This is a genomic window from Pseudomonas sp. PI1, assembly GCF_000812405.1.
Lineage (GTDB): Bacteria > Pseudomonadota > Gammaproteobacteria > Pseudomonadales > Pseudomonadaceae > Pseudomonas > Pseudomonas citronellolis.
Window position 1 is genome coordinate 47,310 of the sequence record NZ_JWMC01000035.1, and the last position, 24,997, is coordinate 72,306.

25 protein-coding genes are annotated in these 24,997 nt (G+C 70.0%); 19 read left to right on the forward strand and 6 right to left on the reverse strand.

Annotated elements, in window-relative coordinates; all coding sequences use genetic code 11:
* The first annotated feature begins 19 nt into the window (after positions 1–19).
* The 18 genes from hpaE to RN02_RS12395 all read left to right on the forward strand — a co-directional run bounded on the left by hpaE (position 20) and on the right by RN02_RS12395 (position 16,687).
* The gene (hpaE, locus tag RN02_RS12310) at positions 20–1,480 is read left to right on the forward strand and encodes a 5-carboxymethyl-2-hydroxymuconate semialdehyde dehydrogenase (RefSeq protein ID WP_009621678.1); all 1,461 of its coding nucleotides are present in this window, start codon (positions 20–22) and stop codon (positions 1,478–1,480) included.
* 112 nt (positions 1,481–1,592) lie between these two features.
* Positions 1,593–2,516 carry a 3,4-dihydroxyphenylacetate 2,3-dioxygenase gene (hpaD, locus tag RN02_RS12315; RefSeq protein ID WP_043314763.1) on the forward strand — a complete coding sequence of 308 codons (924 nt, stop codon included), beginning with the start codon at positions 1,593–1,595 and terminating at the stop codon, positions 2,514–2,516.
* A gap of 10 nt (positions 2,517–2,526) precedes the next feature.
* Positions 2,527–2,919: a 5-carboxymethyl-2-hydroxymuconate Delta-isomerase gene (locus RN02_RS12320; protein ID WP_043270789.1), complete on the forward strand. Its 393-nt coding sequence runs from the start codon at positions 2,527–2,529 to the stop codon at positions 2,917–2,919.
* Between the two features lie 43 nt (positions 2,920–2,962).
* Entirely contained in the window at positions 2,963–4,282 is a 1,320-nt protein-coding gene (locus RN02_RS12325) for an MFS transporter (protein ID WP_043314764.1), read from the forward strand.
* Positions 4,283–4,294: 12 nt separating this feature from the next.
* Positions 4,295–5,098 (forward strand): 2-oxo-hept-4-ene-1,7-dioate hydratase, encoded by an 804-nt coding sequence (hpaH, locus tag RN02_RS12330; protein WP_043314765.1) that lies wholly within the window; start codon positions 4,295–4,297, stop codon positions 5,096–5,098.
* 132 nt (positions 5,099–5,230) lie between these two features.
* Positions 5,231–6,037 carry a 4-hydroxy-2-oxoheptanedioate aldolase gene (hpaI, locus tag RN02_RS12335; protein WP_043314766.1) on the forward strand — a complete coding sequence of 269 codons (807 nt, stop codon included), beginning with the start codon at positions 5,231–5,233 and terminating at the stop codon, positions 6,035–6,037.
* A 141-nt stretch (positions 6,038–6,178) separates the two neighbouring features.
* Positions 6,179–6,619 carry a GlcG/HbpS family heme-binding protein gene (locus RN02_RS12340; protein WP_043314767.1) on the forward strand — a complete coding sequence of 147 codons (441 nt, stop codon included), beginning with the start codon at positions 6,179–6,181 and terminating at the stop codon, positions 6,617–6,619.
* 130 nt (positions 6,620–6,749) lie between these two features.
* Entirely contained in the window at positions 6,750–8,048 is a 1,299-nt protein-coding gene (locus tag RN02_RS12345; protein ID WP_009621664.1) for an NAD(P)/FAD-dependent oxidoreductase, read from the forward strand.
* A 34-nt stretch (positions 8,049–8,082) separates the two neighbouring features.
* Positions 8,083–8,448: a cupin domain-containing protein gene (locus tag RN02_RS12350; protein WP_043314768.1), complete on the forward strand. Its 366-nt coding sequence runs from the start codon at positions 8,083–8,085 to the stop codon at positions 8,446–8,448.
* 250 nt (positions 8,449–8,698) lie between these two features.
* Entirely contained in the window at positions 8,699–9,367 is a 669-nt protein-coding gene (locus RN02_RS12355) for a helix-turn-helix transcriptional regulator (protein ID WP_043314769.1), read from the forward strand.
* 58 nt (positions 9,368–9,425) lie between these two features.
* A complete protein-coding gene (locus RN02_RS12360; RefSeq protein ID WP_043314770.1) occupies positions 9,426–10,241 on the forward strand; it encodes a molybdenum cofactor biosynthesis F family protein in 816 nt (271 codons plus the stop codon).
* Positions 10,238–11,032: an SDR family NAD(P)-dependent oxidoreductase gene (locus RN02_RS12365; RefSeq protein WP_043314771.1), complete on the forward strand. Its 795-nt coding sequence runs from the start codon at positions 10,238–10,240 to the stop codon at positions 11,030–11,032. The genes RN02_RS12360 and RN02_RS12365 overlap by 4 nt, the downstream gene beginning before the upstream one ends.
* Positions 11,029–11,796, forward strand: a complete 768-nt coding sequence (locus RN02_RS12370) for an SDR family oxidoreductase (protein ID WP_043314773.1) — start codon at positions 11,029–11,031, stop codon at positions 11,794–11,796. Before RN02_RS12365 ends, RN02_RS12370 begins: the two co-directional genes overlap by 4 nt.
* 144 nt (positions 11,797–11,940) lie before the next feature.
* The gene (locus RN02_RS12375) at positions 11,941–12,927 is read left to right on the forward strand and encodes a response regulator transcription factor (protein WP_043314774.1); all 987 of its coding nucleotides are present in this window, start codon (positions 11,941–11,943) and stop codon (positions 12,925–12,927) included.
* Positions 12,928–13,031: 104 nt separating this feature from the next.
* The gene (locus RN02_RS12380; RefSeq protein ID WP_043314775.1) at positions 13,032–13,901 is read left to right on the forward strand and encodes a transporter; all 870 of its coding nucleotides are present in this window, start codon (positions 13,032–13,034) and stop codon (positions 13,899–13,901) included.
* A 10-nt stretch (positions 13,902–13,911) separates the two neighbouring features.
* Positions 13,912–15,066, forward strand: a complete 1,155-nt coding sequence (locus RN02_RS12385) for an MFS transporter (RefSeq protein WP_043314776.1) — start codon at positions 13,912–13,914, stop codon at positions 15,064–15,066.
* Positions 15,067–15,098: 32 nt separating this feature from the next.
* A complete protein-coding gene (locus RN02_RS12390; protein WP_043314778.1) occupies positions 15,099–16,211 on the forward strand; it encodes a class II histone deacetylase in 1,113 nt (370 codons plus the stop codon).
* A gap of 137 nt (positions 16,212–16,348) precedes the next feature.
* A complete protein-coding gene (locus tag RN02_RS12395; protein WP_009621654.1) occupies positions 16,349–16,687 on the forward strand; it encodes a hypothetical protein in 339 nt (112 codons plus the stop codon).
* A gap of 1 nt (position 16,688) precedes the next feature.
* On the opposite strand, the gene feaR is transcribed toward RN02_RS12395, so the two are convergent.
* The 3 genes from feaR to RN02_RS12410 form a co-directional block, all read right to left on the reverse strand.
* Complete coding sequence (gene feaR / locus RN02_RS12400; RefSeq protein ID WP_043314779.1) at positions 16,689–17,630, reverse strand: transcriptional regulator FeaR; 942 nt, start codon at positions 17,628–17,630, stop codon at positions 16,689–16,691.
* Positions 17,631–17,771: 141 nt separating this feature from the next.
* Positions 17,772–18,350, reverse strand: coding sequence for a DUF3156 family protein (locus RN02_RS12405; protein WP_043314780.1), 579 nt, complete (start codon positions 18,348–18,350; stop codon positions 17,772–17,774).
* On the reverse strand, positions 18,331–19,830 hold the full coding sequence (locus tag RN02_RS12410; protein ID WP_043314781.1) for an APC family permease: 1,500 nt from the start codon (positions 19,828–19,830) through the stop codon (positions 18,331–18,333). The genes RN02_RS12405 and RN02_RS12410 overlap by 20 nt, the downstream gene beginning before the upstream one ends.
* Before the next feature lie 240 nt (positions 19,831–20,070).
* Here RN02_RS12410 and RN02_RS12415 point away from each other — a divergent pair, with 240 nt between their 5' ends.
* Positions 20,071–21,567: an aldehyde dehydrogenase family protein gene (locus tag RN02_RS12415; RefSeq protein ID WP_043314782.1), complete on the forward strand. Its 1,497-nt coding sequence runs from the start codon at positions 20,071–20,073 to the stop codon at positions 21,565–21,567.
* Between the two features lie 358 nt (positions 21,568–21,925).
* On the opposite strand, the gene RN02_RS12420 is transcribed toward RN02_RS12415, so the two are convergent.
* The 3 genes from RN02_RS12420 to RN02_RS12430 are packed head-to-tail and all read right to left on the reverse strand — an operon-like array spanning position 21,926 to position 24,825.
* Entirely contained in the window at positions 21,926–23,248 is a 1,323-nt protein-coding gene (locus tag RN02_RS12420; RefSeq protein ID WP_043314783.1) for a TRAP transporter large permease, read from the reverse strand.
* The gene (locus RN02_RS12425) at positions 23,245–23,781 is read right to left on the reverse strand and encodes a TRAP transporter small permease (RefSeq protein ID WP_043314784.1); all 537 of its coding nucleotides are present in this window, start codon (positions 23,779–23,781) and stop codon (positions 23,245–23,247) included. The genes RN02_RS12420 and RN02_RS12425 overlap by 4 nt, the downstream gene beginning before the upstream one ends.
* Before the next feature lie 12 nt (positions 23,782–23,793).
* A complete protein-coding gene (locus tag RN02_RS12430) occupies positions 23,794–24,825 on the reverse strand; it encodes a TRAP transporter substrate-binding protein (protein WP_009621642.1) in 1,032 nt (343 codons plus the stop codon).
* Positions 24,826–24,997: the final 172 nt, after the last annotated feature.

Genomic DNA, 24,997 nt, shown 5'->3' on the forward strand with positions numbered 1-24,997 from the left:
CCGAGACAGAGATACAAGCATGATCAAGCACTGGATCAACGGCCGCGAGGTCGAGAGCAAAGAGGTCTTCCAGACCATCAACCCGGCCACCACCGAAGTGATAGCCGAAGTCGCCAGCGGCGGCGCCGAAGAAATCGCCATGGCCGTGGCCGCGGCCAAGGAAGCCTTCCCGAAATGGGCCAACACCCCGGCCAGGGAACGCGCCAAGCTGATGCGCAAGCTGGGCGAGCTGATCGATGCGAACGTGCCCAACCTCGCCGAGCTGGAAACCCTCGACACCGGCCTGCCGATCCACCAGACGCGCAACGTGCTGATCCCGCGCGCCTCGCACAACTTCGAGTTCTTCGCCGAGGTCTGCACGCGCATGGACGGCCACAGCTACCCGGTGGACGACCAGATGCTCAACTACACCCTGTACCAGCCGGTGGGGGTGTGCGGCCTGGTCTCGCCGTGGAACGTGCCGTTCATGACCGCCACCTGGAAGACCGCGCCCTGCCTGGCCCTGGGCAACACCGCGGTGCTGAAGATGAGCGAACTGTCGCCCTTGACCGCCAACGAGCTGGGCCGCCTGGCCCTGGAAGCCGGCATCCCGCCGGGCGTGCTCAACGTGGTACAGGGCTACGGCGCCACTGCCGGCGACGCCCTGGTGCGCCACCCCGACGTGCGCGCCATCTCCTTCACCGGCGGCACCGCCACCGGGCGCAAGATCATGCAGACCGCCGGCCTGAAGAAATACTCCATGGAGCTGGGCGGCAAGTCGCCGGTGCTGATCTTCGACGACGCCGACCTCGACCGCGCCCTGGACGCCGCGCTCTTCACCATCTTCTCGCTGAACGGCGAGCGCTGCACCGCCGGCAGCCGTATCTTCATCCAGGAGAGCGTGTACGAGCGCTTCGTCGAGGAATTCGCCGCCCGCGCCAAGCGTCTGATCGTCGGCGACCCGCAGGATGCGAAGACCCAGGTCGGCTCGATGATCACCCAGCAGCACTACGACAAGGTTACCGGCTACATCCGCATCGGCATGGAAGAAGGCGCGCGCCTGGTCGCCGGCGGTCTGGAACGCCCGGCCAACCTGCCGGCGCACCTGGCCCGCGGGCAGTTCGTGCAGCCCACGGTGTTCGCCGACGTGGACAACCGCATGCGCATCGCCCAGGAAGAAATCTTCGGCCCGGTGGTCTGCCTGCTGAAGTTCAAGGACGAGGCCGAGGCCCTGCGCCTGGCCAACGACACCGAATACGGCCTGGCCTCCTACATCTGGACCCAGGACATCGGCAAGGCCCACCGCCTGGCGCGCGGCATCGAGGCCGGCATGGTATTCATCAACAGCCAGAACGTGCGCGACCTGCGCCAGCCGTTCGGCGGGGTGAAGGGCTCGGGCACCGGCCGCGAGGGCGGCGAGTACAGCTTCGAGGTCTTCGCCGAGATCAAGAACGTGTGCATTTCCATGGGCAGCCACCACATCCCCCGCTGGGGCGTGTAAAAAGGCGGCCCGATGAGAGCGGCCGCCCAGGCCGCCTGCATCGCCGGCGTGCAGCCACAATCACAAGAATCCGGGCGCCCCAGCGCAGGCGCCCCGCACCAGGAGAATCACCATGGGCAAACTCGCTCTGGCTGCCAAGATCACCCACGTTCCCTCGCTGTACCTCTCCGAACTGCCCGGCCCGCGCCAGGGTTGCCGCCAGGCGGCGATCGACGGCCACGAGGAGATCGGCCGCCGCTGCCGTGAGCTGGGGGTGGACACCATCGTGGTGTTCGACACCCACTGGCTGGTCAACGCCGGCTACCACATCAACTGCGCGCCGCACTTCCAGGGGCTATACACCAGCAACGAGCTGCCGCACTTCATCGCCAACATGGAGTACGAGTTCCCCGGCAACCCCGAGCTGGGCCGCATCCTCGCCGAGGGCTGCAACGCCATGGGCGTGGACGTGCTGGCCCACGACGCCACCACCCTCGGCCCGGAGTACGGCACCCTGGTGCCGATGCGCTACATGAACGCCGACCGGCATTTCAAGGTGGTCTCGGTCTCGGCGCTGTGCACCGTGCACTACCTCAACGACAGCGCGCGCCTGGGCTGGGCCATGCGCAAGGCAGTGGAAGAGCACTACGACGGCACCGTGGCCTTCCTCGCCAGCGGCTCGCTGACCCACCGCTTCGCCCAGAACGGCCAGGCCCCGGAATTCGCCGACAAGGTCTGGAGCCCGTTCCTGGAAACCCTCGACCACGAGGTGGTGCGGATGTGGCAGCGCGGCGACTGGCAGGCCTTCTGCGGCATGCTCCCGGAGTACGCGGCCAAGGGCCACGGCGAAGGCTTCATGCACGACACCGCCATGCTCCTCGGCGCCCTGGGCTGGTCGGACTACGACGGCAAGGCCGAGGTGGTCACGCCCTACTTCGGCTCCTCCGGCACCGGGCAGATCAACGCCCTGTTCCCGATCACCCCGCAGGACGGTTCGGCGATCCCCGCCGCCCAGGCCTCCAACCCCGCCGGCAACCCGTCCGCCAGCCGCCTCTGAGGAGCCCGCCATGCCGCACTTCATCGCCGAGTACACGCACAACATCGAAGCCGAGGCCGACCTGCCCGGCCTCTTCGAGAAGGTCCACGCCTGCCTCGGCGCGAGCGGGGTGTTCCCGCTCGGCGGCATCCGCAGCCGCGCCGTGCGCCTGGACACCTGGCGCATGGCCGACGGCGCGCACGACTACGCCTTCGTCCACATGAGCCTGAAGGTGGGCGCCGGGCGCGACCTGGCCACCCGCAGGCAGGTCGCCGACGCGCTGTTCGAGGTGATCAAGGCGCACTTCGCCGACCTCCAGGCGCGCCGGCTGCTGGCGTTGTCCTTCGAGATGAGCGAGCTGAACGCCGAGCTCAACTACAAGCAGAACAACGTCCACGCCTTCCTCAACGGCCAGGCGGGCTGAAGCCCGCCGCGCCCCCGGCCACTCGCAGAACAAAGACAAGACCATGAGCACCGCCACCCTGCCCTCCGCCGCACAGCCCTCCGCCGCCCTGCCAGCAGGCAGCGACGCCACCCACGCCCGCGTGGTCTGGCGCCTGATGCCGCTGCTGCTGATCTGCTACGTCTTCGCCCACCTGGACCGCATCAACATCGGCTTCGCCAAGCTGCAGATGAGCGCCGACCTGCACTTCAGCGACACCGTCTACGGCCTGGGCGCCGGGCTGTTCTTCGTCGCCTACGCGCTGTTCGGCGTACCCAGCAACCTGATGCTGGAGCGCGTCGGCCCGCGCCGCTGGATCGCCTTCCTGATGGTCACCTGGGGCCTGCTGTCCACCGCCATGCTGCTGGTGCAGAGCGCGGCCGGCTTCTACAGCCTGCGCCTGCTGCTGGGGGTGGCCGAGGCCGGCTTCTTCCCCGGCATACTGGTGTACATCAACCGCTGGTTCCCGGCGCGCCGCCGCGCCGGCGTCACCGCGCTGTTCGCCATCGCCGTGCCCATGGCCGGGGTGATCGGCGGGCCGCTGTCCGGCGGCATCCTCGAGGGCTTCCACGACTTCCTCGGGCTGCGCGGCTGGCAGTGGATGTTCCTCGCCGAGGGCCTGCCGGTGGTGCTGCTCGGCCTGCTGGTCTGGCGCCGCCTGCCGGAGAGCTTCGAACGCGTTGCCTGGCTCAGCGACGAGCAGAAGGCCGGCCTGCGCGCGGAGATGCAGGGCGAGGAACGACGCAAGCAGATCACCTCCCTCGCCGGCATCTTCCACGATCGCCAGGTCTGGCTGCTGGTGGCCATCTACTTCGCGGTGATGCTGGCGGTGAACACCCTGGCGTTCTGGATGCCCAGCCTGATCCACGGCGCCGGCATCGGCTCCGACGGCCGCATCGGCCTGCTCAGCGCCCTGCCGTACCTCGCCGGCTGCGTGTTCATGATCGCCCTGGGGCGCTCCTCCGACCGCCGCCGCGAACGCCGCTGGCACCTCGCCGTGCCGCTGCTGCTGGCCGCCGCCGGCCTGGCCCTGACCGGCCTCGCGCCGAGCAGCGCCTGGCTGGTGCTGGCCGGGCTGGTGCTCGCCGGCATGGGCGCCAGCGCCGCGCTGCCGATGTTCTGGCAACTGCCGCCGGCCTTCCTCGCCGACCGCGCCCAGGCCGCCGGCATCGCCCTGATCAGCTCCTTCGGCAGCATCGCCGCCTTCGCCGCGCCCTACTTCATCGGCTGGATGCGCGACACCACCCACAGCTCCAGCCTGGCCCTGTACCTGCTGGCCATCCTCATCGCCCTCGGCGCCGCCCTGGTCCTGCGCACCCCGGCCGCCGTGGTCAACCCCCGCTAAAGAGATATCGCCATGCTCGACTCCAGCCTCATCCAGGAAGCCGCCGCCCGCCTCGACGCCGCCGAGCGTTCGCGCCAGCAGGTGCGGCAGTTCTCCCTCGACTACCCGGACATCGCCATCGAGGACGCCTACGCCATCCAGCGCGCCTGGGTGCAGAAAAAGATCGCCGATGGCCGCGTGCTGAAAGGCCACAAGATCGGCCTGACCTCCCGCGCCATGCAGGTCTCGTCGAACATCACCGAGCCGGACTACGGCGCCCTGCTCGACGACATGTTCTTCGACGAAGGCAGCGACATCCCCTTCGAGCGCTTCATCGTGCCGCGGGTGGAAGTGGAGCTGGCGTTCATCCTCGGCAAGCCGCTGAAGGGCCCGAACGTCACCCTGTTCGACGTGCTGGAGGCCACCGAGTGGGTGATCCCGGCGCTGGAGATCATCGACGCGCGCATCCAGCAGGTGGACCCGCAGACCAAGGTCACGCGCAAGGTCTTCGACACCATCTCCGACAACGCCGCCAACGCCGGCGTGGTCATGGGCGGCCGCGCGGTGCGCCCGACCGAGATCGACCTGCGCCGCGTGCCGGCGATCCTCTACCGCAACGGCGTGATCGAGGAATCCGGCGTTTCCGCCGCGGTGCTCAACCACCCGGCCAAGGGCGTGGCCTGGCTGGCCAACAAGCTGGCCCCCTACGACGTCACCCTGGAACCCGGCCAGGTGATCCTCGGCGGCTCCTTCACCCGCCCGGTGGCGGCGGCGCCCGGCGATACCTTCCACGTCGATTACGATCAGCTCGGCAGCATCTCTTGCCGGTTTGGATGAGTTTGAGCTGGAAGTTGGAAGCTGGAAGCTGGAAGTCAGAGCGGCTCCGGCTTCTAGCTTCTAGCTTCTAGCTTCTAGCTTCTAGCTTCTAGCTTCTAGCTTCCAGCTTCAGCCTTCCACCAAGGACCTCCCATGCCCCCCCCCTTCAATACCTTCAAACAACGCCTGCAATCCGGCGAAGCCCAGATCGGCCTCTGGCTCGGCCTGGCCGATCCCTACTGCGCCGAGCTGGCGGCCAACGCCGGCTTCGACTGGCTGCTGATCGACGGCGAGCACGCGCCCAACGATCTGCGCAGCCTGCTCGGCCAGCTGCAGGCGGTGGCGCCCTACCCGGCGCAGCCGATCATCCGCCCGGTGGTCGGCGAGACGGCGCTGATCAAGCAACTGCTCGACATAGGCGCGCAGACGCTGCTGGTGCCCATGGTGGATTCCGCCGAGCAGGCCCGTGAGCTGGTGCGCGCCATGCGCTACCCGCCGTTCGGCGTGCGCGGCGTGGGCAGCGCCCTGGCCCGCGCCTCGCGCTGGAACAGCATCCCCGGCTACCTCGACGAAGCCGACGCGCAGATGTGCCTGCTGGTGCAGGTGGAAAACCTCGAAGGCCTGGCCAACCTCGACGCCATCGCCGCGGTGGACGGCGTCGACGGCGTGTTCATCGGCCCGGCCGACCTCAGCGCGGCCATGGGCCAGCGCGGCAACCCCGGGCACCCGGAAGTGCAGGCCGCCATCGAAGACGCCATCGCCCGCATCCAGCGCGCCGGCAAGGCCGCCGGCATCCTCAGCGCCGACGAGAAGCTGGCGCGGCGCTACCTGGAGCTGGGCGCGAAGTTCGTCGCCGTGGGCGTGGACACCAGCCTGCTGATGCGCTCGCTGCGCGAGCTGGCCGGCAAGTTCAAGGGCGGCGCCCAGCCCCAGGCCCCGTCCGCCCCCTCGGTGTACTGAAGCCCCCGCCGCCCGCCAGGCCCGCGCGGGAAGGCGCGGCTGGCGGGCGGCGCCCAGGCAAGGATTTTCCTGGCCCTTGCAAAGCCCCGCCCCCTTTCGGTCATGATCCGCCCCGCCACCTTCCCACTCGGAGTCCCCTCGATGACCGCACTCGTCCGCCAGCAGGCACACCTCACCCTGAACCTCGCCCAGCAGGCGCTGCAGGCCGCGCTCGCGCGCGCCGAGGAACTGGGCCTGCGGCTCAGCATCGCGCTGGTCGACGCCAGCGGCCTGCCGGTGCTCACCGCGCACATGGATGGCGCCGCGCAGCCGTGCCGCGAAATCGCCCTGAAGAAAGCCGGCACCGCCGCCGCCTTCGACAAACCCACCGGCGACTGGCAGGCCTACCTGGAACAGAGCGCGCCCACCGTGCGCCAGGGCCTGCCGCTGCAGACCGGGCTGGTGCTGTTCGGCGGCGGCGAGCCGCTGCGCCTGGGCGAGGTGGTCATAGGCGCGGTCGGCGTCTCCGGCGCCTCCGAGGCGCAGGACATGCTCTGCGCCCGCGCCGCCGTCGAGCGCGTGGAGCAACTGCTGGCCGGCTGAGCCGCCGCTGTCAGTCCCGGACAAGTGGCCGGGCAGCCAGGGTCAAGACAGGAATGGGCGCCGCGGCCCCTAATAGGGCCATCCGCGCGGCAGCGGCCGCGCCCTTTTCCCTCGGTTCCAGGCTGCAGTCATGATCAACATCGAGACCCCCACCTACTACACCGCGACCAAGAAATACGACCTGTCCTTCCCCTCCCTGGAGGCGGACCTGGAGGCCGACGTCGTCGTGATCGGCGGCGGCTTCTCCGGCATCAACACCGCCCTGGAGCTGGCCGAGAAGGGCATCGCCAACATCGTCGTGCTGGAGGCGCGCTACCTCGGCTTCGGCGGCACCGGGCGCAACGGCGGGCAGATCATGGCCGGCATCGGCCACGACCTGGAGAAGATCAGGAAGGACGTCGGCGAGGACGGCCTGCGGCAGATCTTCGAGATCAGCGACCTGGGCGCCGACATCATCAAGGGCCGCATCCAGAAGTACGGCATCGACGCCGACTTCTGCCACGGCTACGGCTACATGGGCTTCAACGCCCGCCAGGCGAAGACCCTGCGGGCCTGGGAGAAGGAGTTCAAGTCGCTGAACTCCACCCATGAGATCCGCTACCTGGACGGCTCCGAGGTGCGCCAGATCATCGGCTCCGACGCCTACTCCAGCGCCCTGCTGCACATGGGCGGCGGCCACGTGCACTCGCTCAACCTGCTGCTCGGCGAGGCCAAGGCCCTGGCCAGCCACGGGGTGAAGATCTTCGAATACAGCCCGGCGCTGGACGTGACCTACGGCGAGCGCATCACCGTGCGCACCGCCAAGGGCTCGGTGAAGGCCGGCAAGCTGCTCTGGGCCTGCGACAGCTTCCTCAACAAGCTGGAGCCGGAGCTGCACAAGAGCACCATCAACACCTACGCCTTCCAGATGATGACCGAGCCGCTGTCGGACGAGCTCATCCAGCGCATCAGCCCGATCCGCGGCGCCTACAGCGACATCCGCCCGGTCATCGACTACTACCGCGTGACCCGCGAGAACCGCCTGCTGTTCGGCGCCGCCACGCCCTTCATCGAGCACATCCCGCGCGACCTCAAGGCCTGGAACCGGGCGCTGATGCTGAAGATCTTCCCCTACCTGGAGAACGTGAAGATCGACCTCGCCTGGGGCGGCCCTATGGCCTGCAGCCCCAACCTGTTCCCGCAGATCGGCGCCCTGCCCGGCCGCCCCAACGCCTTCTTCGTGCAGGGCTACTCCGGCTTCGGCGTCACCCCCAGCCACATCATCTGCAAGGTGCTGGCCGAGGGCATGAGCGAAGGCTCGGCGCGCTACGACCTGATCAGCTCGGTGCGGCGCATCCGCGTCCACGGCAAGGACCAGTTCCGCCCGCTGCTGCTCAGCGCCGGCAAGACCTGGCACCAGGTGTCCGGCTACTGGTCCGGGCGCCGCTGAACCCTCTTTCCTTCACTTGCACAGGAGCAAGCACATGGCACTCACCCCCATCAAGCAAGGCATCACCCTCGACCAACTGGACGCCTGGGGCACCGTGGCCGACCTCGGCTCGGAAATCCTCGAAGGCGAGGTCCGCGCCTTCGGCAAGATGACCGCCGGCGCCCCCACCGACCCGGTCAGCGCCGCCTACTTCGGCACCACCGGCGGCAAGTTCCGCATGACCTATCCCTTCAACGAACAGGCCATTGTGGTCAGCGGCGAGGTGCGGCTGACCGACGAGGCCACCGGGCAGAGCCAGTTGTACAAGACCGGGGACAGCTGGTTCGTGACCAAGGGCACGCAGGTGCTTTGGGAGGTGTTGGGGGAGGGGTTCGTGAAGCATTACTACGCGGTGGTTTGAGGGCTGGTTCGGGAGCCTGAAGAGCCCCTCTCCCCAGCCCTCGGCTGCGCGCCCCGCCCTGAAGGGAGAGGGAGCTAGCCCGTGCCGAGAGGAGGCCTGGTTTCAGCCGGAAGCATTTGGCGTTGCCGGCTGACGCCAGAACATCCAACCCTGCCCAACGGTCCCCTCTCCCTTCAGGGAGAGGGTTAGGGAGAGGGAAAAACAAGCTACCCTCAGGCACCTCACCCCACCCCCACGCAGGACCCAGCCCATGCCCACCCCCGAACAGATCGGCCAACGCTGCCTGCACAGCTTCCACCAGTTGGTCCCCGCCACCCGCGCCGCCTTCTACCGCATCGACGCCGACCTGCAGGCCTGCGACTTCCAACTGCTCGGCATGGGCCGGCAGATGCACGCCGACTACCTCGACCACTACCACCGCCTCGACCCACTGCGCCCCGGCGCCTGCCTGGCCACCGGCCTGCCGGTGGTGCCGCTGGCGGTGGGCATGGCGCAGCAGCCCGGCGACCAGCGCGAGCGCTACCACGGCTTCCTGCGCCGGAACGGGGTGATCGACGTGGTGGAAGTCATCGCCGCCGACCGCGGCCGCCCCCTGGCCGGGCTTTCGCTGCTACGGCGCGTTGGCGAAGCGCCCTTCTCCAGCGACGAACTCGACCGCCTGCGGGCCTTGCAGGGGCTGCTGGAGCTGGCCGCCCAGGCCCTGTCCCGCAGCCACGACGCCCTCGCCCAGCTCACCCCGCGCGAACGCGAGATCGCCCTGCTGCTGCGCGACGGCGCCAGCAACAAGGACCTGGCGCGCCAGCTCGGCCTGGGCCTGGCCACGGTGAAGACGCACCTCATCCACCTGTTCCGCAAGGCCGGCGTGGCCAGCCGCACCGAGCTACTGGTGCGGCTGTTCCTGGATCAACCATCCGGTTGATGTTCCGCGCGCGCCCCGCCGCGCAGCATGGGGTCTCCATCAACACAGGAGTCCCCCCATGACCGCTTCTTCCGACTGGATCACCGTCGGCGCCCTCGCCGAGGGTTTCGCCCCCGAGGCCTTCATCCTGCCGCGCCTGGCCGACCTCGCCGGGCAGCGCCTGGAGCTGCACTTCGCCAACGGCTGGCGCATCGAGCACCGGTTCGACGCCGAGACCACCCGCTGGCGCGCCGCCGACGGCCACTCCGCGGGCGAGGCGGCCTACCGCGCCACCTCGGTGCGCCCCGGCATCGTCCTGGTCGACTTCATCAAGCGCGAGGATGGCCAGGCCTGGTCGGTCAGCCTGGTGCTGGACCGCCACAGCCAGTCCTTCACCGCCGTGCTGGGCCAGTTGCCCGACGCCGCCGAGACCGGCGAAGGCCTCTACGCCCGCGCCCTGGCCGGCAAGGAACTGACCGGCGTGCAAGTGCAGATCCTCCACGGCAGCCTCGACCGCCCCTGGCAGCAAGGCGCCTGCCCGCACACGCCGAGCAGCGAACTGGTGGGCCTGCGCAACCGCTACCGCTACAGCCCCACCGAGGTCTACGAGCACATCTACCTGAACGACGGCTTCTACACCTGGCAGTGCCTGGCCGGCGTCGAGGCCGGGCTGTGCGACACCGACCGCTGCCACTACTACAAGGTCGCCGAGCAGCTGTACCTGTTCGTCTGGCGCGAGAAGATCGTCCCCACCCTCGGCCTGGTGATGATCGACCTGCAGCAGCACCGCAGCGACGGCAAGATCTTCGGCTACGCCGGCAGCGGCTTCGACGACCTGTCCAACTTCCCGGTCGCCTCCTACTGCGACGAACTCAACCGCACGGTGTACCCGTGAGCGGCCGCGTCGTCGTCATCACCGGCGCCGGCACCGGCATAGGCGCTGCCTGCGCGCGGCGCTTCGCCGAAGCGGGCGACAAGGTGGTGCTGATCGGCCGCCGCCGCGAGGCCCTGGAGCAGGTCGCCGCCCGGTGCGGCGGCCTGGTGCTGGCCGGCGACGCCGCCGACGGCGAAACCTGGCAGGGCTTCGTGCAGCGCATCGAAGCGGCCTTCGGCGGCATCGACGTGCTGGTCGCCTGCGCCGGCGGCCACGGCCTGGGCGCGGCCGGCGAGACCAGCGACCAGGCCTGGCGCGACGCCCTGCGCGGCAACCTCGACAGCGCCTTCGCCAGCGCCCGCGCCTGCCTGCCATCGCTGCTGGAACGGCGCGGCAACATGGTGCTGGTGGGCTCCATCGCTTCCCTGGTGGCCGGGCCCGGCGTGTGCGGCTACACCGTCGCCAAGCACGCGCTGCTCGGGCTGATGCGCTCCCTGGCGCGTGACTACGGCCCGCGTGGCGTGCGCGTCAACGCCCTGTGCCCCGGCTGGGTGCGCACGCCCATGGCCGACGCCGAGATGCAGCCGCTGATGCAGCACCATGGCGAAAGCCTGGACGCCGCCTACGCGCGGGTCACCGCCGAGGTGCCGCTGCGCCGCCCGGCCACGGCGGACGAGATCGCCGGGCTGTGCCAGTTCCTCGCCAGCGAGGCGGCGGCCATCGTCACCGGCGCCTGCCTGGTGGCCGACGGCGGCGCCAGCGTGGTGGACCTGCCCACCCTCGCCTTCGAACGCATGGAGAACCAGCCATGACGCGCTTCGACTTCAGCGGCCGGCGCGTGCTGGTCACCGGCGCGGCCCAGGGCATCGGCCACCGCATCGCCGAGGGCTTCGCCACAGCCGGCGCCTCGCTGCTGCTGCTCGACCGCCAGGAGCAGGCCGTCGCAGCCCTGGCCAGCGAACTGCGCAGCCAGGGCCACGAGGCACGGGCGCTGGCGGTGGACCTGGCCGATCCACCGGCCATCGCCACCGCCCTCGCCGGGCTCGATGGCCTGGACGTGCTGGTGCACAACGCCGCCTACTTCCCGCTGACCGACTTCGCCGCCATCACCCCGCAGCTGCTGCAGCGCACCCTGGCGGTGAACCTGGGCGCGCTGTTCTGGCTGACCCAGGCCGCCCTGCCGCTGTTCGCCGCGCGCGGCGGCGGCTGCGTGCTGGCCACCTCCTCGGTCACCGGCAACCGGGTGGCCTACCCGGGGCTGAGCCACTACGCGGCGTCCAAGGCCGGGGTCAACGGCTTCATCCGCAATGCCGCGCTGGAACTGGCGCCACGCAACATCCGCGTCAACGGCGTGGAGCCGGGGATGATCCACACCCCGGCCATGGCCAACCTGGGCGACGCAGCACTGGAAGCGCGCATCGCCGCCGGCATCCCCCTGGGCCGCCTCGGCCAGCCGGCGGACATCGCCAACGCCATGCTCTTCCTCGCCTCCGACGCCGCCGCCTACATCACCGGCCAGACACTGGTGGTGGACGGCGGCGCCACCCTGCCGGAAAGCAGTGCCGCGCTGGCCTGAACCACCCGCCCATCCTGCATCTGCAGGATGGTGCGCGCGCGCCGCGATGCGGATACTCAGCCCCAGGCCCTGCCCTGTCGTCCCGACACCCGGCCGCTCACTGATGACTGACAACAACAACTAAAGTCGCAGCAGGGGAACCCCATGAGCAGCACCCTCGACCTGTCCTTCGGCGCCCAGCGCTTCAGCGAATTCAACGCCCTGGTCCTGGACCTCCAGCGCCTGGCCCAGGAATGCGCGCTGCCCGGCTTCCACGCCGCCGCCATGGGCCGCCTGCAGCAGTTGCTGGACTTCGACATGGCCTGGTGGGGCCGCGCGGCCCTGGTCGACGGCCTGCCGCTGGAGCACAGCAGCCACCTCTACCGGCTGCCGGACAGCTACCTGGAGGACTGGCAGGCGATCCGCCACCAGGACATCACCGTCAAGCGCGTCTACGCCACGCCCGGCCACTCGGTGCGCATCGACACCCACGCCGCCGACTGCACCCCCGGCCTGCGCTGGCTGGCCGAGCGCCACGGCTTCGGCGAATTCCTCTGCATCATCCACATCGACCCGCGCACCCAGCTCAGCCTGCACCTGAGCCTGTACCGCCGCGCCGGCGCGCGCCCCTTCGACGCCAGCGAGCGCTTCCTGGTGGACCAGATGATGCCGCACCTGGTGGCCGCCGAAGGGGCCAACCAGATCCGCGCCCTGGTGGCTCTGCGCGAGCGCCTGGACGCGCCCAACCCGCTGGCCCTGGCGGTGTGCGACCGGCATGGCCTGCTGCACTATGCCGAGCGCGGCTTCGTCGAGTTGCTGCTGCGCGAATGGCCGCGCTGGACCGGCCCGCGCCTGCCGGCAGAGGTCGACCCGGCCGCCGGCTACAGCGGCCAGCACCTGCAACTGCAGGCCACCGCCGTGCACGACCTGCTGCTGCTCAGCGCCCGCCTGTGCCCGGCCATGGCCCGCCTGAGCACCCGCGAGGCCGAGGTGGCGCAGCGCTTCGGCCTGGGCAGCACCTACAAGGAAATCGCCCGCGACCTGGGCCTGGCGCCGAACACCGTGCGCCACCACATCCGCAGCATCTACAGCAAGCTCGGCGTCAACGGCAAGGCCGGCATCGCCCAGCTGCTGCACCACCCGCCCGGCTGATAGCCGGCCGCATTTCCCCAACGCCTCCACATCCCGACGCCGCGCCCGCGCGCGGCGCCAGGGGAGGCTTTCGCCCGCCTCACCGACAGAAGAAGAAAACCACCATGAAGCTGCACCGAAGCCTTTCGCTCTGCGCCCTTGGCGCGCTGTACCTCGGCCCGGCCCAGGCCGCCGACCTCAACGCCCGCGACTTCTTTTCCGCCCCCGTGGGCACCAGCCTGGGGGTGACCTACCTGCCGCTGACGCGCTCCGACGACTACCACGGCGCGGCGGACAGCAGCGGCAAGGCCGACCTCAAGGTGAACGCCCTGGCCTACCGCCAGCTGTGGTTCAGCGACATCTGCGGGCGCCTGTGCACGCCGCAGTTCATCGTGCCCTACGCCGACATCGAGGCGCGCGGCCCCGGCGCCGCCGAACGCAGCCGCGAACGCGGGGTGGGCGACCCACAGGTGGGCGGCACGCTGCTCTTCATCGACGAGCCGCAGACGCGCACCTACAGCGGCCTGCTGGCCCTGGTCAGCCTGCCCCTGGGCGAATACCACGCCAAGGACCCGGGCGTGTCGCCCGGCGCCAACCGCTGGGCGCTGCACCTGAACTACAACTACACCCGCGGCGTGGGCGAGAACTGGGTGCTGGAGGCCAACCTGGAAGCCCAGCTCTACGGCAACAACGACGACTACCTCGGCGCCACCCTCGAACAGAAGCCGCTGTACCGCCTGCAGGCCTTCGCCTCCTACGACTTCACCCCCGCCACCTACGCCGCGCTGCGCCTGATCGCCGCCGACGGCGGCGCCCTGCGCCTGGGCGGCCACGACATAGACGACAGCCACCAGCGCTACACCCAGGCCGGTTTCGAGGTCGGCCACTGGCTGGACAAGCGCAACCAGGTGCTGCTCGGCCTCACCCGCAATGTCTCCACCGCCAACGCGTATGCCCAGGACAACCTGCTGCTGCGCTTCGTCCATGCCTTCTGAGGTCGCCGCCATGACTGTTCCGCGCATTCCCTCGCCGGCCCTGCTGGCGGCCGTGGTGCTGTTCGCCGCCATCACCCCCGCGGTGCTGCTCACCGCCCCGGCCATCGCCAGCCAACTGGCCGCGCAACTGCACCTGGAGCCGGCGCGCATCGGCGACCTGTTCGCCGTCGAACTGGGCGCCATGAGCCTGGCCACCCTGCCCTCGCTGTTCTGGCTCAGGCGCGTGGACTGGCGCCTGGCCGGGCTGCTGGCGGCGCTGGGCTTCATCCTCGCCAACCTGGCCTCGGCGAACGCCGGCGGCTACCAGGCGCTGCTCGTGCTGCGCGCCCTCAGCGCCTTCTGCGGCGGCTCGCTGATGATCCTCTGCCTGTCCTGCGCCGCCGGCATGCCCAACCCCAGCCGCGCCTACGGCATCTGGGTGCTGGGCCAACTGGTGCTCGGCGCCGTCGGCCTGGCCGTGCTGCCGCGCCTGTACCAGGCCTACGGCCTGGGCGCCGGCTACCTGTCCCTGGCCGCGCTGATGCTGCTGGCGCTGCCGCTGGTGCGCGCCCTGCCGAGCGGCGCCATGACCGCCGCCGGCCCGCGCAGGACCGTCGAGGCGCCGCGCTGGAAGATCGCCGCCGCCATCCTCGGCCTGCTGGGTTTCTACGTCGCCCTGAGCGCGGTCTGGACCTTCGTCGGCGCCATCGGCGAGCGCGCCGGGCTGGCCGCCACCCTGGGCGGCGAGGTGCTGGCCGTGGCCACCCTGGCCGGCATCGCCGGCGCCACCTGCGCCAGCCTGGCGGGCGAGCGCTGGCGCCGCGAGGGCCAGCTGGCCGCCGGCTTCGCGCTGATGGCCCTGGCCATCCTCCTGCTGCTCGGCGCCCCGGGCCTGGCGCGCTTCGCCCTGGCCGCGCTGCTGTTCAAGTTCACCTGGACCTATGCCCTGCCCTTCATCCTCGCCTGCCTCGCCGAGCTGGACGCCAGCGGCCGGCTGATGAGCCTGAGCAACCTGGTGATAGGCGCCGGCCTGGCCCTGGGCCCGGCCCTCGGCGGGCGGCTGATCGGCGCCGACGGCGGCTTCCACGGCCTGCTGCTGGGCGCCGCCGCGCTCACCGCGCTGTCCCTGCCCCTGATCCTCGGCAGCCGCCCGCGCGCGGCGGCCGCCACTGCGCAACCCCTGTGAATCCCTGTGAATCCCCGTGAATGGAGCCTTCCATGACCCGACGCACCGCGTTCTTCTTCGATGAACTGAGCCTCTGGCACAGCGCCAGCCAGCATGCCCTGTTCCTGCCCGTGGGCGGCTGGGTGCAGCCGCCGGCCGGCGGCGGCCATGCCGAGTCGCCGGAAAGCAAACGGCGCCTGAAGAACCTGATGGACGTTTCCGGCCTCACCCGCCAGCTGGACCTGCGCAGCGCCGAGCCGGCCAGCGAGCAGGACCTGCTGCGCGTCCACCCGGAGCACTACCTGCAGCGCTTCAAGGCCCTGAGCGACGCCGGCGGCGGCGAGCTGGGCGACCACGCGCCCATCGGCCCGGGCAGCTACGAGATCGCCCGGCTCTCCGCCGGCCTGGCCATGGCCGCGGTGGACTGCGTGCTGCGCGGCGAGGCGGACAACGCCTACTCGCTGTCGCGCCCGCCGGGCCACCACTGCCTGGCCGACCAGGCCATGGGCTTCTGCATGCTGGCCAACATCCCCATCGCCATCGAGGCGGCCAGGGCGCGGCACGGCATCGAGCGGGTGGCGGTGGTGGACTGGGACGTGCACCACGGCAACGGCACCCAGGCCATCTACGAGGAGCGCGGCGACGTGCTGAGCGTCTCGCTGCACCAGGAGAACTGCTTCCCGCCCGGCTACGGCGGCGTCGCCGATCGCGGCCGCGGCGCCGGCCTGGGCGCCAACCTGAACGTCCCGCTGCCCGCCGGCAGCGGCCACGACGCCTACCTGCAGGCGCTGGACGAAATCGTCCTGCCGGCCCTGCGGCGCTTCCGCCCGCAACTGATCATCGTCGCCTGCGGCTACGACGCCAACGCCGTGGACCCGCTGGCGCGCATGCTGCTGCACAGCGGCTCGTTCCGCGCCATGACCGCGCGCCTGCGCGAAGCCACCGAGCAGCTCTGCGACGGGCGCCTGGTGCTGGTCCACGAGGGCGGCTACGCCGAAGCCTACGTACCCTTCTGCGGCCTGGCGGTGCTGGAGGAACTGAGCGGTATCCGCACCGCGGTGGAAGACCCGCTGCTGGAATTCCTCGGCCTGCAGCAACCGGGCAGCGAGGTGGCGGCCTTCCTCCACCAGCGCGTGCGGGACCTGGCGCGGCAACTGGCGGCCTGAGCCATCGGCGGCCGGCGCACCCGCGGCGGCCGCCGATCCGTTTGTCCAGGCGTGGAAGAAAGCCCGGCGAACCCGTGGTCCAATCCAGGAGAAGGCCGGGCATCCGTGCCGGCCGACGAAGAACTGGAGGCCACGCCATGAGCACCCTGACCATCGAAGGTTGGTACAAGCCCGACCCCGACGCCAAGTCCATGCCCATCGAGGACATCCACTTCTACCTCAGCGGCACCGACCGCCGGCACCTGGAAGACGCCGAGGAGGAACTGCAGCGCACCCACGAGCGCGAGGCCTGGGTGGACGTCGACATGAGCACCCTGGAACTGGACCTGCCCGAGGGCTACGGCCCGCTGTCCGACTGCCGGATGCGCGTCTACCTGGACCAGGAGGAACGCGGCCACTTCCACCTGGTGGGCCACCGCGCCAGCGACGGCAGCCTGATCTACAGCAACGCCGTGCTCATCGACCAGCTGCTCTGACTCAGGCCACGCTCAGGGCGCTGGCGCGGTAGTCCTTGGGCGAGCGCTCGAAGTGCTTCTTGAAGGCGCGGCTGAAGTGCGCCGAGTCGGTGAAGCCCCATTTGTAGGCGATGGTGGTGATCGACTCGCCGCGCAGGATGGGGTTGGCCAGGTCGTCGGCGCTGCGCTGCAGGCGCGCGCGCTGGATGTAGCGGCAGACGCTGTCGCCCTGTTCCTCGAACAGGCGGTACAGGTGGCGCACCGAGATGTTCAGGCGCTGCGCCAGACCCTGGGGGTTCAGGCCCGGCTGGGTGAGGGATTCGTCGATGACCTTCTGCACGTAGCTGCGCAGGTTGCCGCCCTGCAGCGCCTCGCTGCCGGGCGTCTCGCCGTGGCTGCCGAGGGCCGTGGGCAGGAGCGCGATGAAGGCGTTCTCCAGGGCCTCGCGTTCGGCGCCGGCGGGGTTCGAGCCGGACTCGCGGCACAGCTGGTCCACCAGCAGGTGCAACATGCGCCCGCTGGCGCAGGCGGCGGAGACCTTGCCGAACTTGCTGCGCCCGGGCAGCACCTTGTCCAGCGCCGCGCGCGGCAGGTGCAGGGAGGCGTGCTCGATGAGACCGAAGGGGGTGATCTCGCAGCTGCCCACCGAATCCATCAGCAGCAGCTCGCCGGGGGCCAGTTGGATGTCCACGCCGTTCTGGCTGACCTGGGAGAAGCCGCTGCGCTGGCTGATCAGGAAGCAGTGGCGGTCGTCGTCCTGGTCCGCATTGAGGCGCTTGCGGGCGATCAGCCCGGCATTGGTGCGCAGGTGCGCCATGGTCAGGCCGGAGTGCGATTGCGCGTGGATCTCGCCGATGAACAGCGAACGACTGAAGGCCAGCTGCGTCTCGAACTGACCGCAGATGGAGCGCAGCGCCGCGCTCCAGCCTTCCAGCCCGACCTGGGCGGCATGATGGGCTTGCATACGCACCTCCGTGGGGTGGCGTTGTTGTTGTCGCGAAACAGTTAACATGTTATCGAAATGCCCGCAACGAATTTCTGACAGCCGTTTCCTATGCAGCTGGCATGCCAGGGGACGTGGATAACCTGTAAACGAACGCCGCGCTCAGAGCTCGCCGAGCAGGCGCCCCAGGTGGAACAGCGCGCGCAGCAGGTGGTCGCGCTGTTCGCGCTCCAGGCGCAGGTAGCGGCGGAAGCTGGGCAGGCGGTTGACCACCTCGCTGGCGGCCATATGTTCCAGGCGGATGCGCCAGCGCCCGGCGCCGAACTCCAGTTCCAGGCGCTTGAAGTCCAGCGGCGGCAGCGCCCGTTGCAGGTGCTCGTCGGCCGCCAGGCGCTCGGCCAGGCGCGTGCCCAGCGCCGGGTCGCCGGCACGCTGGCGGCATTCCACGCCCTGGCGCCGCAGCACACCCTGGTGGCGCAGTTCGAAGCGCGCCTCGCCGGAGTATGCCGCCGGCCCTTCGACGACGAACTCGGTGAGCACCAGGTGCATGAGGAACTGCGCCTGGGGCCGCTCGCGCAGCTCGAACACCAACCCGCCGTCCACCGTGCTGAAGCGCCCGGCGCCGGGCTCCAGCGCTTCGAAGGCCAGGCCGCCGAGGTTGCGCCGGGCCTGCTCCAGGGTCACCCCCGGGCGGTAGCCCGAGGGCGGCCGGCGCAGCCAGTCAGACAGCCTTGGAAGCATGGCCGTAGAACTCGCTGGAATGGATGCCGGGTTCGGCGCGGAACTCCTTCTCCAGCACCTCTTCCACCGGCACCGGGCGGAACGGGTTGACCTTCTGCACCAGCAGGGTCCAGACCAGCGCGTAGGCGGCGGTGAGGCCGAGCATCACGGCGAAGGGCACGTAGATGTCGGCGGGGTTCATTCCCGGCGGGGTGATGTACCACATGCCGATGAGGATGCCGACGCTGGAGACGATCTGCGGCAGCGGGAACAGCGGCGAGCGGTAGGCCCGCGGCAGGTCCGGGCGGCGGATGCGCAGCAGCACCACGGAGAGGGTCACCAGCAGGTAGGCGGTGCTCCAGGCGCAGACCGCGGCCAGCACCAGGTTCATGATGTGGTCGGTGTTGCCGCGCAGCCACAGGGCGTGCAGGCAGGGGATCAGCACCGCCACCAGGATGCACAGCACCGGCGTCTTGAAGCGCGGCTGCAGGTAGGCGAAGCACTTGGGCAGCGCGCCATCCACGGCCATGCCGTACATGATGCGCGGCACGCCGGCCATCAGGGTGTTGATGGTGGCTGCGCCGGCGAACAGGAAGCCCACGCCCAGCCACAGCGGGCCGACCTGGCCCATCACCTGCTCGGCGAAGCGCGGGATGGCCATGGGCGTGTCCAGCAGGTGCACGCCGGCGGCCGGGTCGAGCAGCACGTTCTCCACCTGGCGCTTCATCGCCGCGCCGTAGATGAACATGCACGAGGCCACGCCGAACAGGCCCAGGGCCATGGCCCGCGGCATCACCTTGGCGGAGTTGCGCAAATCCGGCGCCAGCGGGGTGACGAACTCGCAGCCGACGAACATGAACATGGCCATGCCCACCAGCGAGAGGATGGTCTGCAGGTCGGTGCCCACCAGCGAGGCGCCGAACCAGCCGTCCAGCTGCACCGCCGGGGCGGCCAGCAGGCCGAGCACGCCGAACACCATCAGGGTGCTCCACATGCCGAAGGTCAGCACCACCTCGGCGCGGCCGAAGGCGTTGACGCCGAACACGTTGAGGATGCCGAACACCACCACGAAGCCCACGCCCAGCAGCCAGGAGCCGCCGGCGGACTCGGCCAGGGTGTTGAGGTGCTCGAAGTTCACCAGCGCCATCACCCCGGAAAGGATGGTCTCGGCGGTGCCGGCGAAGACGTGGACGATCAGGTAGGCGGCGATGGTCCCGGTGATGGCGAAGAAGCGCCCCATGCCGCAGGAGATGTAGTCGTACACCGAGCCGCTGGTGGGCAGGATCGAGGCCGCCTCGGCGAAGGTGGTGGACTGCGCCAGCATCATCAGCACGGCGATCACCATGGCCGCGGCGAAGGCGCTGCCGCCGATGCCGAAGCCCATGGTGGCGGTGAGGATGACCGGGCTGGCCATGATCAGGCCGATGGTGCTGGCCAGGGCGGTGGGAAAACCGACAGTGCCGCGCTTGAGGTGCGCGTCGAGCTGCTGCTGGATGGACATGGTGGTGGGCCTCTAAGCAGATGTTCTGGTTTGTTGTGGCTTAGGCAGGGGCGGCACGATGGGGCCTGGCCGACACTCTGCGCCCGGCGCCTGCTGGCGTCTTGCCCAGGCTTGCCGGCGGACTTGTCCAGGGCTGCCAGGCGGCAGCCGCGGTCATGCCCGCCTGGCAGGCTCGGACAAGCCGCCGACGCGCGCCGCGGCTAGCCTGGGCCATCGACCATCGCAGCCCAGGAGTTGCCCATGTCCAGCCCGCTGATCCCGATCCTCCCGGAGGTGCAGGCCTATCTCGCCCGCGCCCACGCCTCCTTCATCGACGGCGAACAATGCGCGCCGCGCGGCGACGCCCGCCGCACCCTGCGCAACCCCGCCGACGACAGCCCCCTGGCCGAAGTGCGCCTGGCCGACCTGGAGCAGGTCGACGCCTGCGTGCAGTCGGCCCACCGCGCCTTCCGTTCCGGCATCTGGAGCGGCCTGGCGCCGAGCGAGCGCGAGCGCCTGCTGCTGCGCTTCGCCGAGCTGGTGGAGCGCCACACCGAGGAACTGGCGCAGCTGGAAAGCCTGGAACAGGGCAAGTCGATCCACATCGCCCGGGCCATCGAGGTCGGCGCCTCCCTCGGCTACATGCGCTACATGGCCGGCTGGGCCACCAAGATCGAGGGGCAGACGCTGGACGTCTCCATCCCGATGCCGGCCGGCGCGCGTTTTTCCGCCTACACCCGGCGCGAGCCGGTGGGCGTGGTGGCCGGCATAGTGCCGTGGAACTTCCCGCTGATGATCGCCCTGTGGAAGGTCATGCCGGCGCTGGCCTGCGGCTGCGCCATCGTCATCAAGCCGGCCGACGAGACGCCGCTGACCGCCCTGCGCGTGGCCGAGCTGGCCATCGAGGCGGGCATCCCCGCCGGCGTCTTCAACGTCCTGCTCGGCGGCGCCGAAGCCGGCGCGGCGCTGGTGGCGCACCCGCAGCTGAACAAGGTGTCCTTCACCGGTTCCACCGCGGTGGGCAAGCTGGTGGGCGGCGCGGCCCTGCAGAACATGACGCGCTTCACCCTCGAACTGGGCGGCAAGAACCCCATGCTGGTGCTGCCCGACGCCGACCTGGACAAGGCCGTCGCCGGCGCCATCGGCGGCGGCCTGCTGAACCAGGGCCAGGTCTGCGCGGCGGCCTCGCGGCTGTTCGTCCACGCCAGCCGCCACGCCGAATTCGTCGAGCGCCTGGGCGAACAGGTGGGCAAGCTGAGCATCGGCCCGGGCCTGGACCCGCAGGCCCAGGTCAACCCGCTGGTCTCGCGCCGCCAGCAGGACAGCGTGCTGCGCCACCTGGCCCTGGCCCGCGAACAGGGCGCGCAGTTCGTCTGTGGCGGAGGCCGCCCGGACCTGCCCGGCTACTACGTCGAACCGACGGTGCTGGCCGGGGTGAACGCCGGAATGGCCTGCGCCCGCGAGGAAATCTTCGGCCCGGTGCTCTCGGTGCTGAGCTACGACGACCTCGACGCCGCCGTGGCGCAGATCAACGACAACCCCTACGGTCTGGCGGCGAGCATCTGGAGCAACGACCTGGGCCGGGTGATGGACCTGATCCCGCGGATCGAGGCGGGCACGGTGTGGGTCAACAACCACGTGCCGGTGGACCCCAACCTGCCGTTCGGCGGCTACAAGCAGTCGGGGCTGGGACGGGAGTTCGGACGGGCGGCGATCGAGGGGTTCACGGAGGGGAAGTCGGTTTGTATTGCGTATTGAGGTGAGGGGGAGTTTGCCGGGGATATTAGTGTCTTGGGTTGACTCCGCTCCCTCTCCCTAACCCTCTCCCTGAAGGGAGAGGGGACCGTTCGGCGTGCGTTGGTATTCCACAGTTAGCCGGCAAGCACGAGGTATCCGGCATAGGCCATTCTCCCCTCTGGCACGGACAAGCCCCCTCTCCCTTCAGGGAGAGGGCTGGGGAGAGGGCGCTCTTGAACCCAACACCGATACCCCCGGCAAACCCCATTCGCGAGTAAGCTCGCTCCTACAATGGAATGCCACACCACCCCACGTAGGAGCGCGCCCTGCGCGCGAATCGCGGGCAGGGCCCGCTCCTACAGGTGCGGGAACGCCCGGCTCAGAAACTCAACAACCACAGCGACAACCCCGGCACCAGCACCAGCAGCACGATGCGCAGCAGGTCGGAGGCGAGGAACGGCAGCACGCCCCTGGCGGTTTCCATGTAGGGCACGTCCTTGGCCAGCTTGTTGACGATGAACAGGTTCATCCCCAGTGGCGGGTGGATCAGGCCGATTTCCACCACCATCAGCGCCAGGATGCCGAACCAGATGGACTTCTCCCCCGCCGTCAGGTCGAAGAACTCCAGGCCCATGATCATCGGGTAGAAGATCGGGATGGTCAGCAGGATCATCGCCAGCGAGTCCATCACGCAGCCCAGCAGCAGGTAGATCAGCAGGATCACCGCCAGCACCAGCAGCGGCGCCAGGCCGCTGTCGCGGACCCAGGTGGCCAGTTCCACTGGCATCTGCGTCAGCGCCAGGCCGGAGTTGAGCAGGTCGGCGCCCAGCAGCACCAGGAAGATCATGGCGCTGGCTTCGGCGGTGCCGGTCAGGCTCTTGCCCAGGCCGTCCCAGCGCATGCCGCCGCGCAGCGCCGCCAGCAGGCCGCAGGCCGCGGCGCCGATGGAGGCCGCCTCGGTGGGGTTGGCCCAGCCGCCGTAGATGCCGACGATCACCACCAGGAAGATCGCCAGGATCGGCAGGATCTGCACGAAGGCCGCCAGCCTTTCACGGCCGCTGGCCTTGGGCGCCGGCTGGCAGGCATTGGGATCGCGGGCGACCTGGATGCGGATCACCAGCATGTAGCCGATCACCGCGACCAGCGCCGGCAGCATGGCGGCGACGAACAGCTTGGCGATGGATTCCTGGGTCAGCACCGCGTAGATGATCAGCGGCACCGACGGCGGGATGAGGATGCCCAGGGTGCCGCCGGCCGCCACCGAGGCCGTGGCCAGGCGCCCGGAGTACTTGTGCCGCGCCAGTTCCGGCAGGGCCACCTGGCCCATGGTCGCCGCGGTGGCCAGGGACGAGCCGCAGATCGCCCCGAAGCCGGCGCAGGCGCCCACCGCCGACAGCGCCAGGCCCCCGCGCCAGTGGCCGATGAAGGCCGAGGCGCAGCGGAACAGCGCCTTCGACAGACCGCCGTGGGTGGCGAACTGGCCCATCAGCACGAACAGCGGGATCACCGCCAGGTCGTAGTTGGACAGGCGCGCGTAGGCGAGGTTGTTGAGGGTATAGAGCAAGGCGCCGAGGTCGCCCTGGTTGATCACCAGGAAGCACAGCGCGCCGGCCAGGAACATCGCCACGCCGACCTGCACGCGCAGCACCAGCATCGCCAGCAGGCCGGCGAACATCCACAGGCCCAGGGCCATTGCGCTCATCGTCCGGCTCCTTCTTCCAGCAGCGCCAGCAGGCTGCGGCACAGGGCGCACAGGCACAGCAGCGCCAGGCTCGGCACCACCAGCGCCAGGGGGATCCAGTGCGGCACCGCCAGCAGGGTGCTGCTGTCCTCGTGGGCGTGGGCCTCCAGCACCTGCAGGCCGGTGCGCCAGGCCAGCACGGCGGCGACCGCGGCGAACAGCAGGTGCGCCACGGCATCGAGTACTCGGCGCACGGCCAGGGGCATCCAGTTGGAGAACATCTCCACGCGGATGTGGCTGTTGCGCATCTCGCACAGCGGCAGGAAGGCGGCGATGGCCACCGCCGCGCCCATTTCCAGCAGCTCCATGTCGCCGGTGACCGGCGTCGACCACAGCTTGCGGCCGACGATGGACACCAGCGACATGCCCACCAGGGCCAGCAGCAGGGCGCCGCCGGCATAGGCGAAGCTCTGCGCCACGGATTCCAGCAGGCGCACCGGCAGGCCCTTGCCGCGAGCCGGCACGGCGCCTTCGAGGGACAGCATCTCGCTCATCGCGGCCACCCCTTACAGCTCGACGCCGGCGGCCCGGGACAGCTCGCGCAGGCGGTCGGCCAGTTGCCCGCCCGCCAGGCCCTTGCCCTCGGCGTCGGCCACCCACTCGGCGGTGACCTTGTCGCCGGCCTCGCGCAGGCTCTGGTAGGCCGCCGGCTCGAAGCTGGCGACGCTGTCCCTGGCGACCATGTCGCGGGCCCGCGCCAGTTCGTTCTCCCAGGCTTCGCCGAAGCGCTGCACCAGGGCGTCGCCGCTGTTGCGGTCGAGGATCGCCTTGAGGTCGTCGGGCATGCGCTCGTAGCTGCGCGGGTTCATCAGCATGCCCAGCAGGGTGATGGAGAAGGTCGGGCGGCCTTCCGGCACGTCGGTATGGTGCTGCGTCACCTCGTCGAGCTTCAGCGCCGGGATCAGTTCCCAGCTGGCCAGGGCGCCGTCGATCACGCCCTTGGACAGCGACTCGGTGAGCTGCGCCGCCGGCATGCTCACCGGCGCCGCGCCCAGGCCGGTGGCCAGGCGGGCGCTCATGCGCGAGGAGGCGCGCAGCTTCAGGCCCTTGAAGTCTTCCAGGCTGCGCACCGCCTTGCCGGTGGTGTGCAACTGCATGCCGCCGTCGCTGTGCAGGGCCAGCACGCGGTAGCCCTTGTAATCCTCCTGCAGGGCCTGCTGGTAGAACTGCCAGATGATCTTCGAGGCCTGCACGCCGTTGGCCGGCAGCATGAACGGCAGCTCCACCGCCTCGCTGCGCGGGAAGCGCCCGGGCGAGTAGCCGGGAGCGGTCCAGACGATGTCCACCACGCCGTTGCGCACCTGGTCCGGCAGTTGCCCCGGGGTGCCGCCGAGCTGCATGGAGGGGTAGATCTGGCACTGGATGCGCTGCTCCGACTCGCGGGCCAGGGTGTCGCACCAGGGCTGGATGACGTGCTGCTGGGCATTGGAGCTGGCCGGGAGGAAGTGCGCGATCTTCAGCGTCACGCGCTCGGCCGCCACGGCCGGGGCCAGGCTGCCACAGGCGAGCAGCAGGGCCAGGAAAGAGGATTTCTTCATGCCGTTACCTCGGTGTTGTTCTTATCGTCGGGTGGACACCTGGTGGCGCCCGGGGGCTAGATTCAGGCACATAGTTAATATTTTAACAATACACCCAGCGAATCAGGCGGCGGATTGCCATCCGGGCAAATGTGACAAAATATTATGAGACGCCCCTGAAAGGCCTATGAAC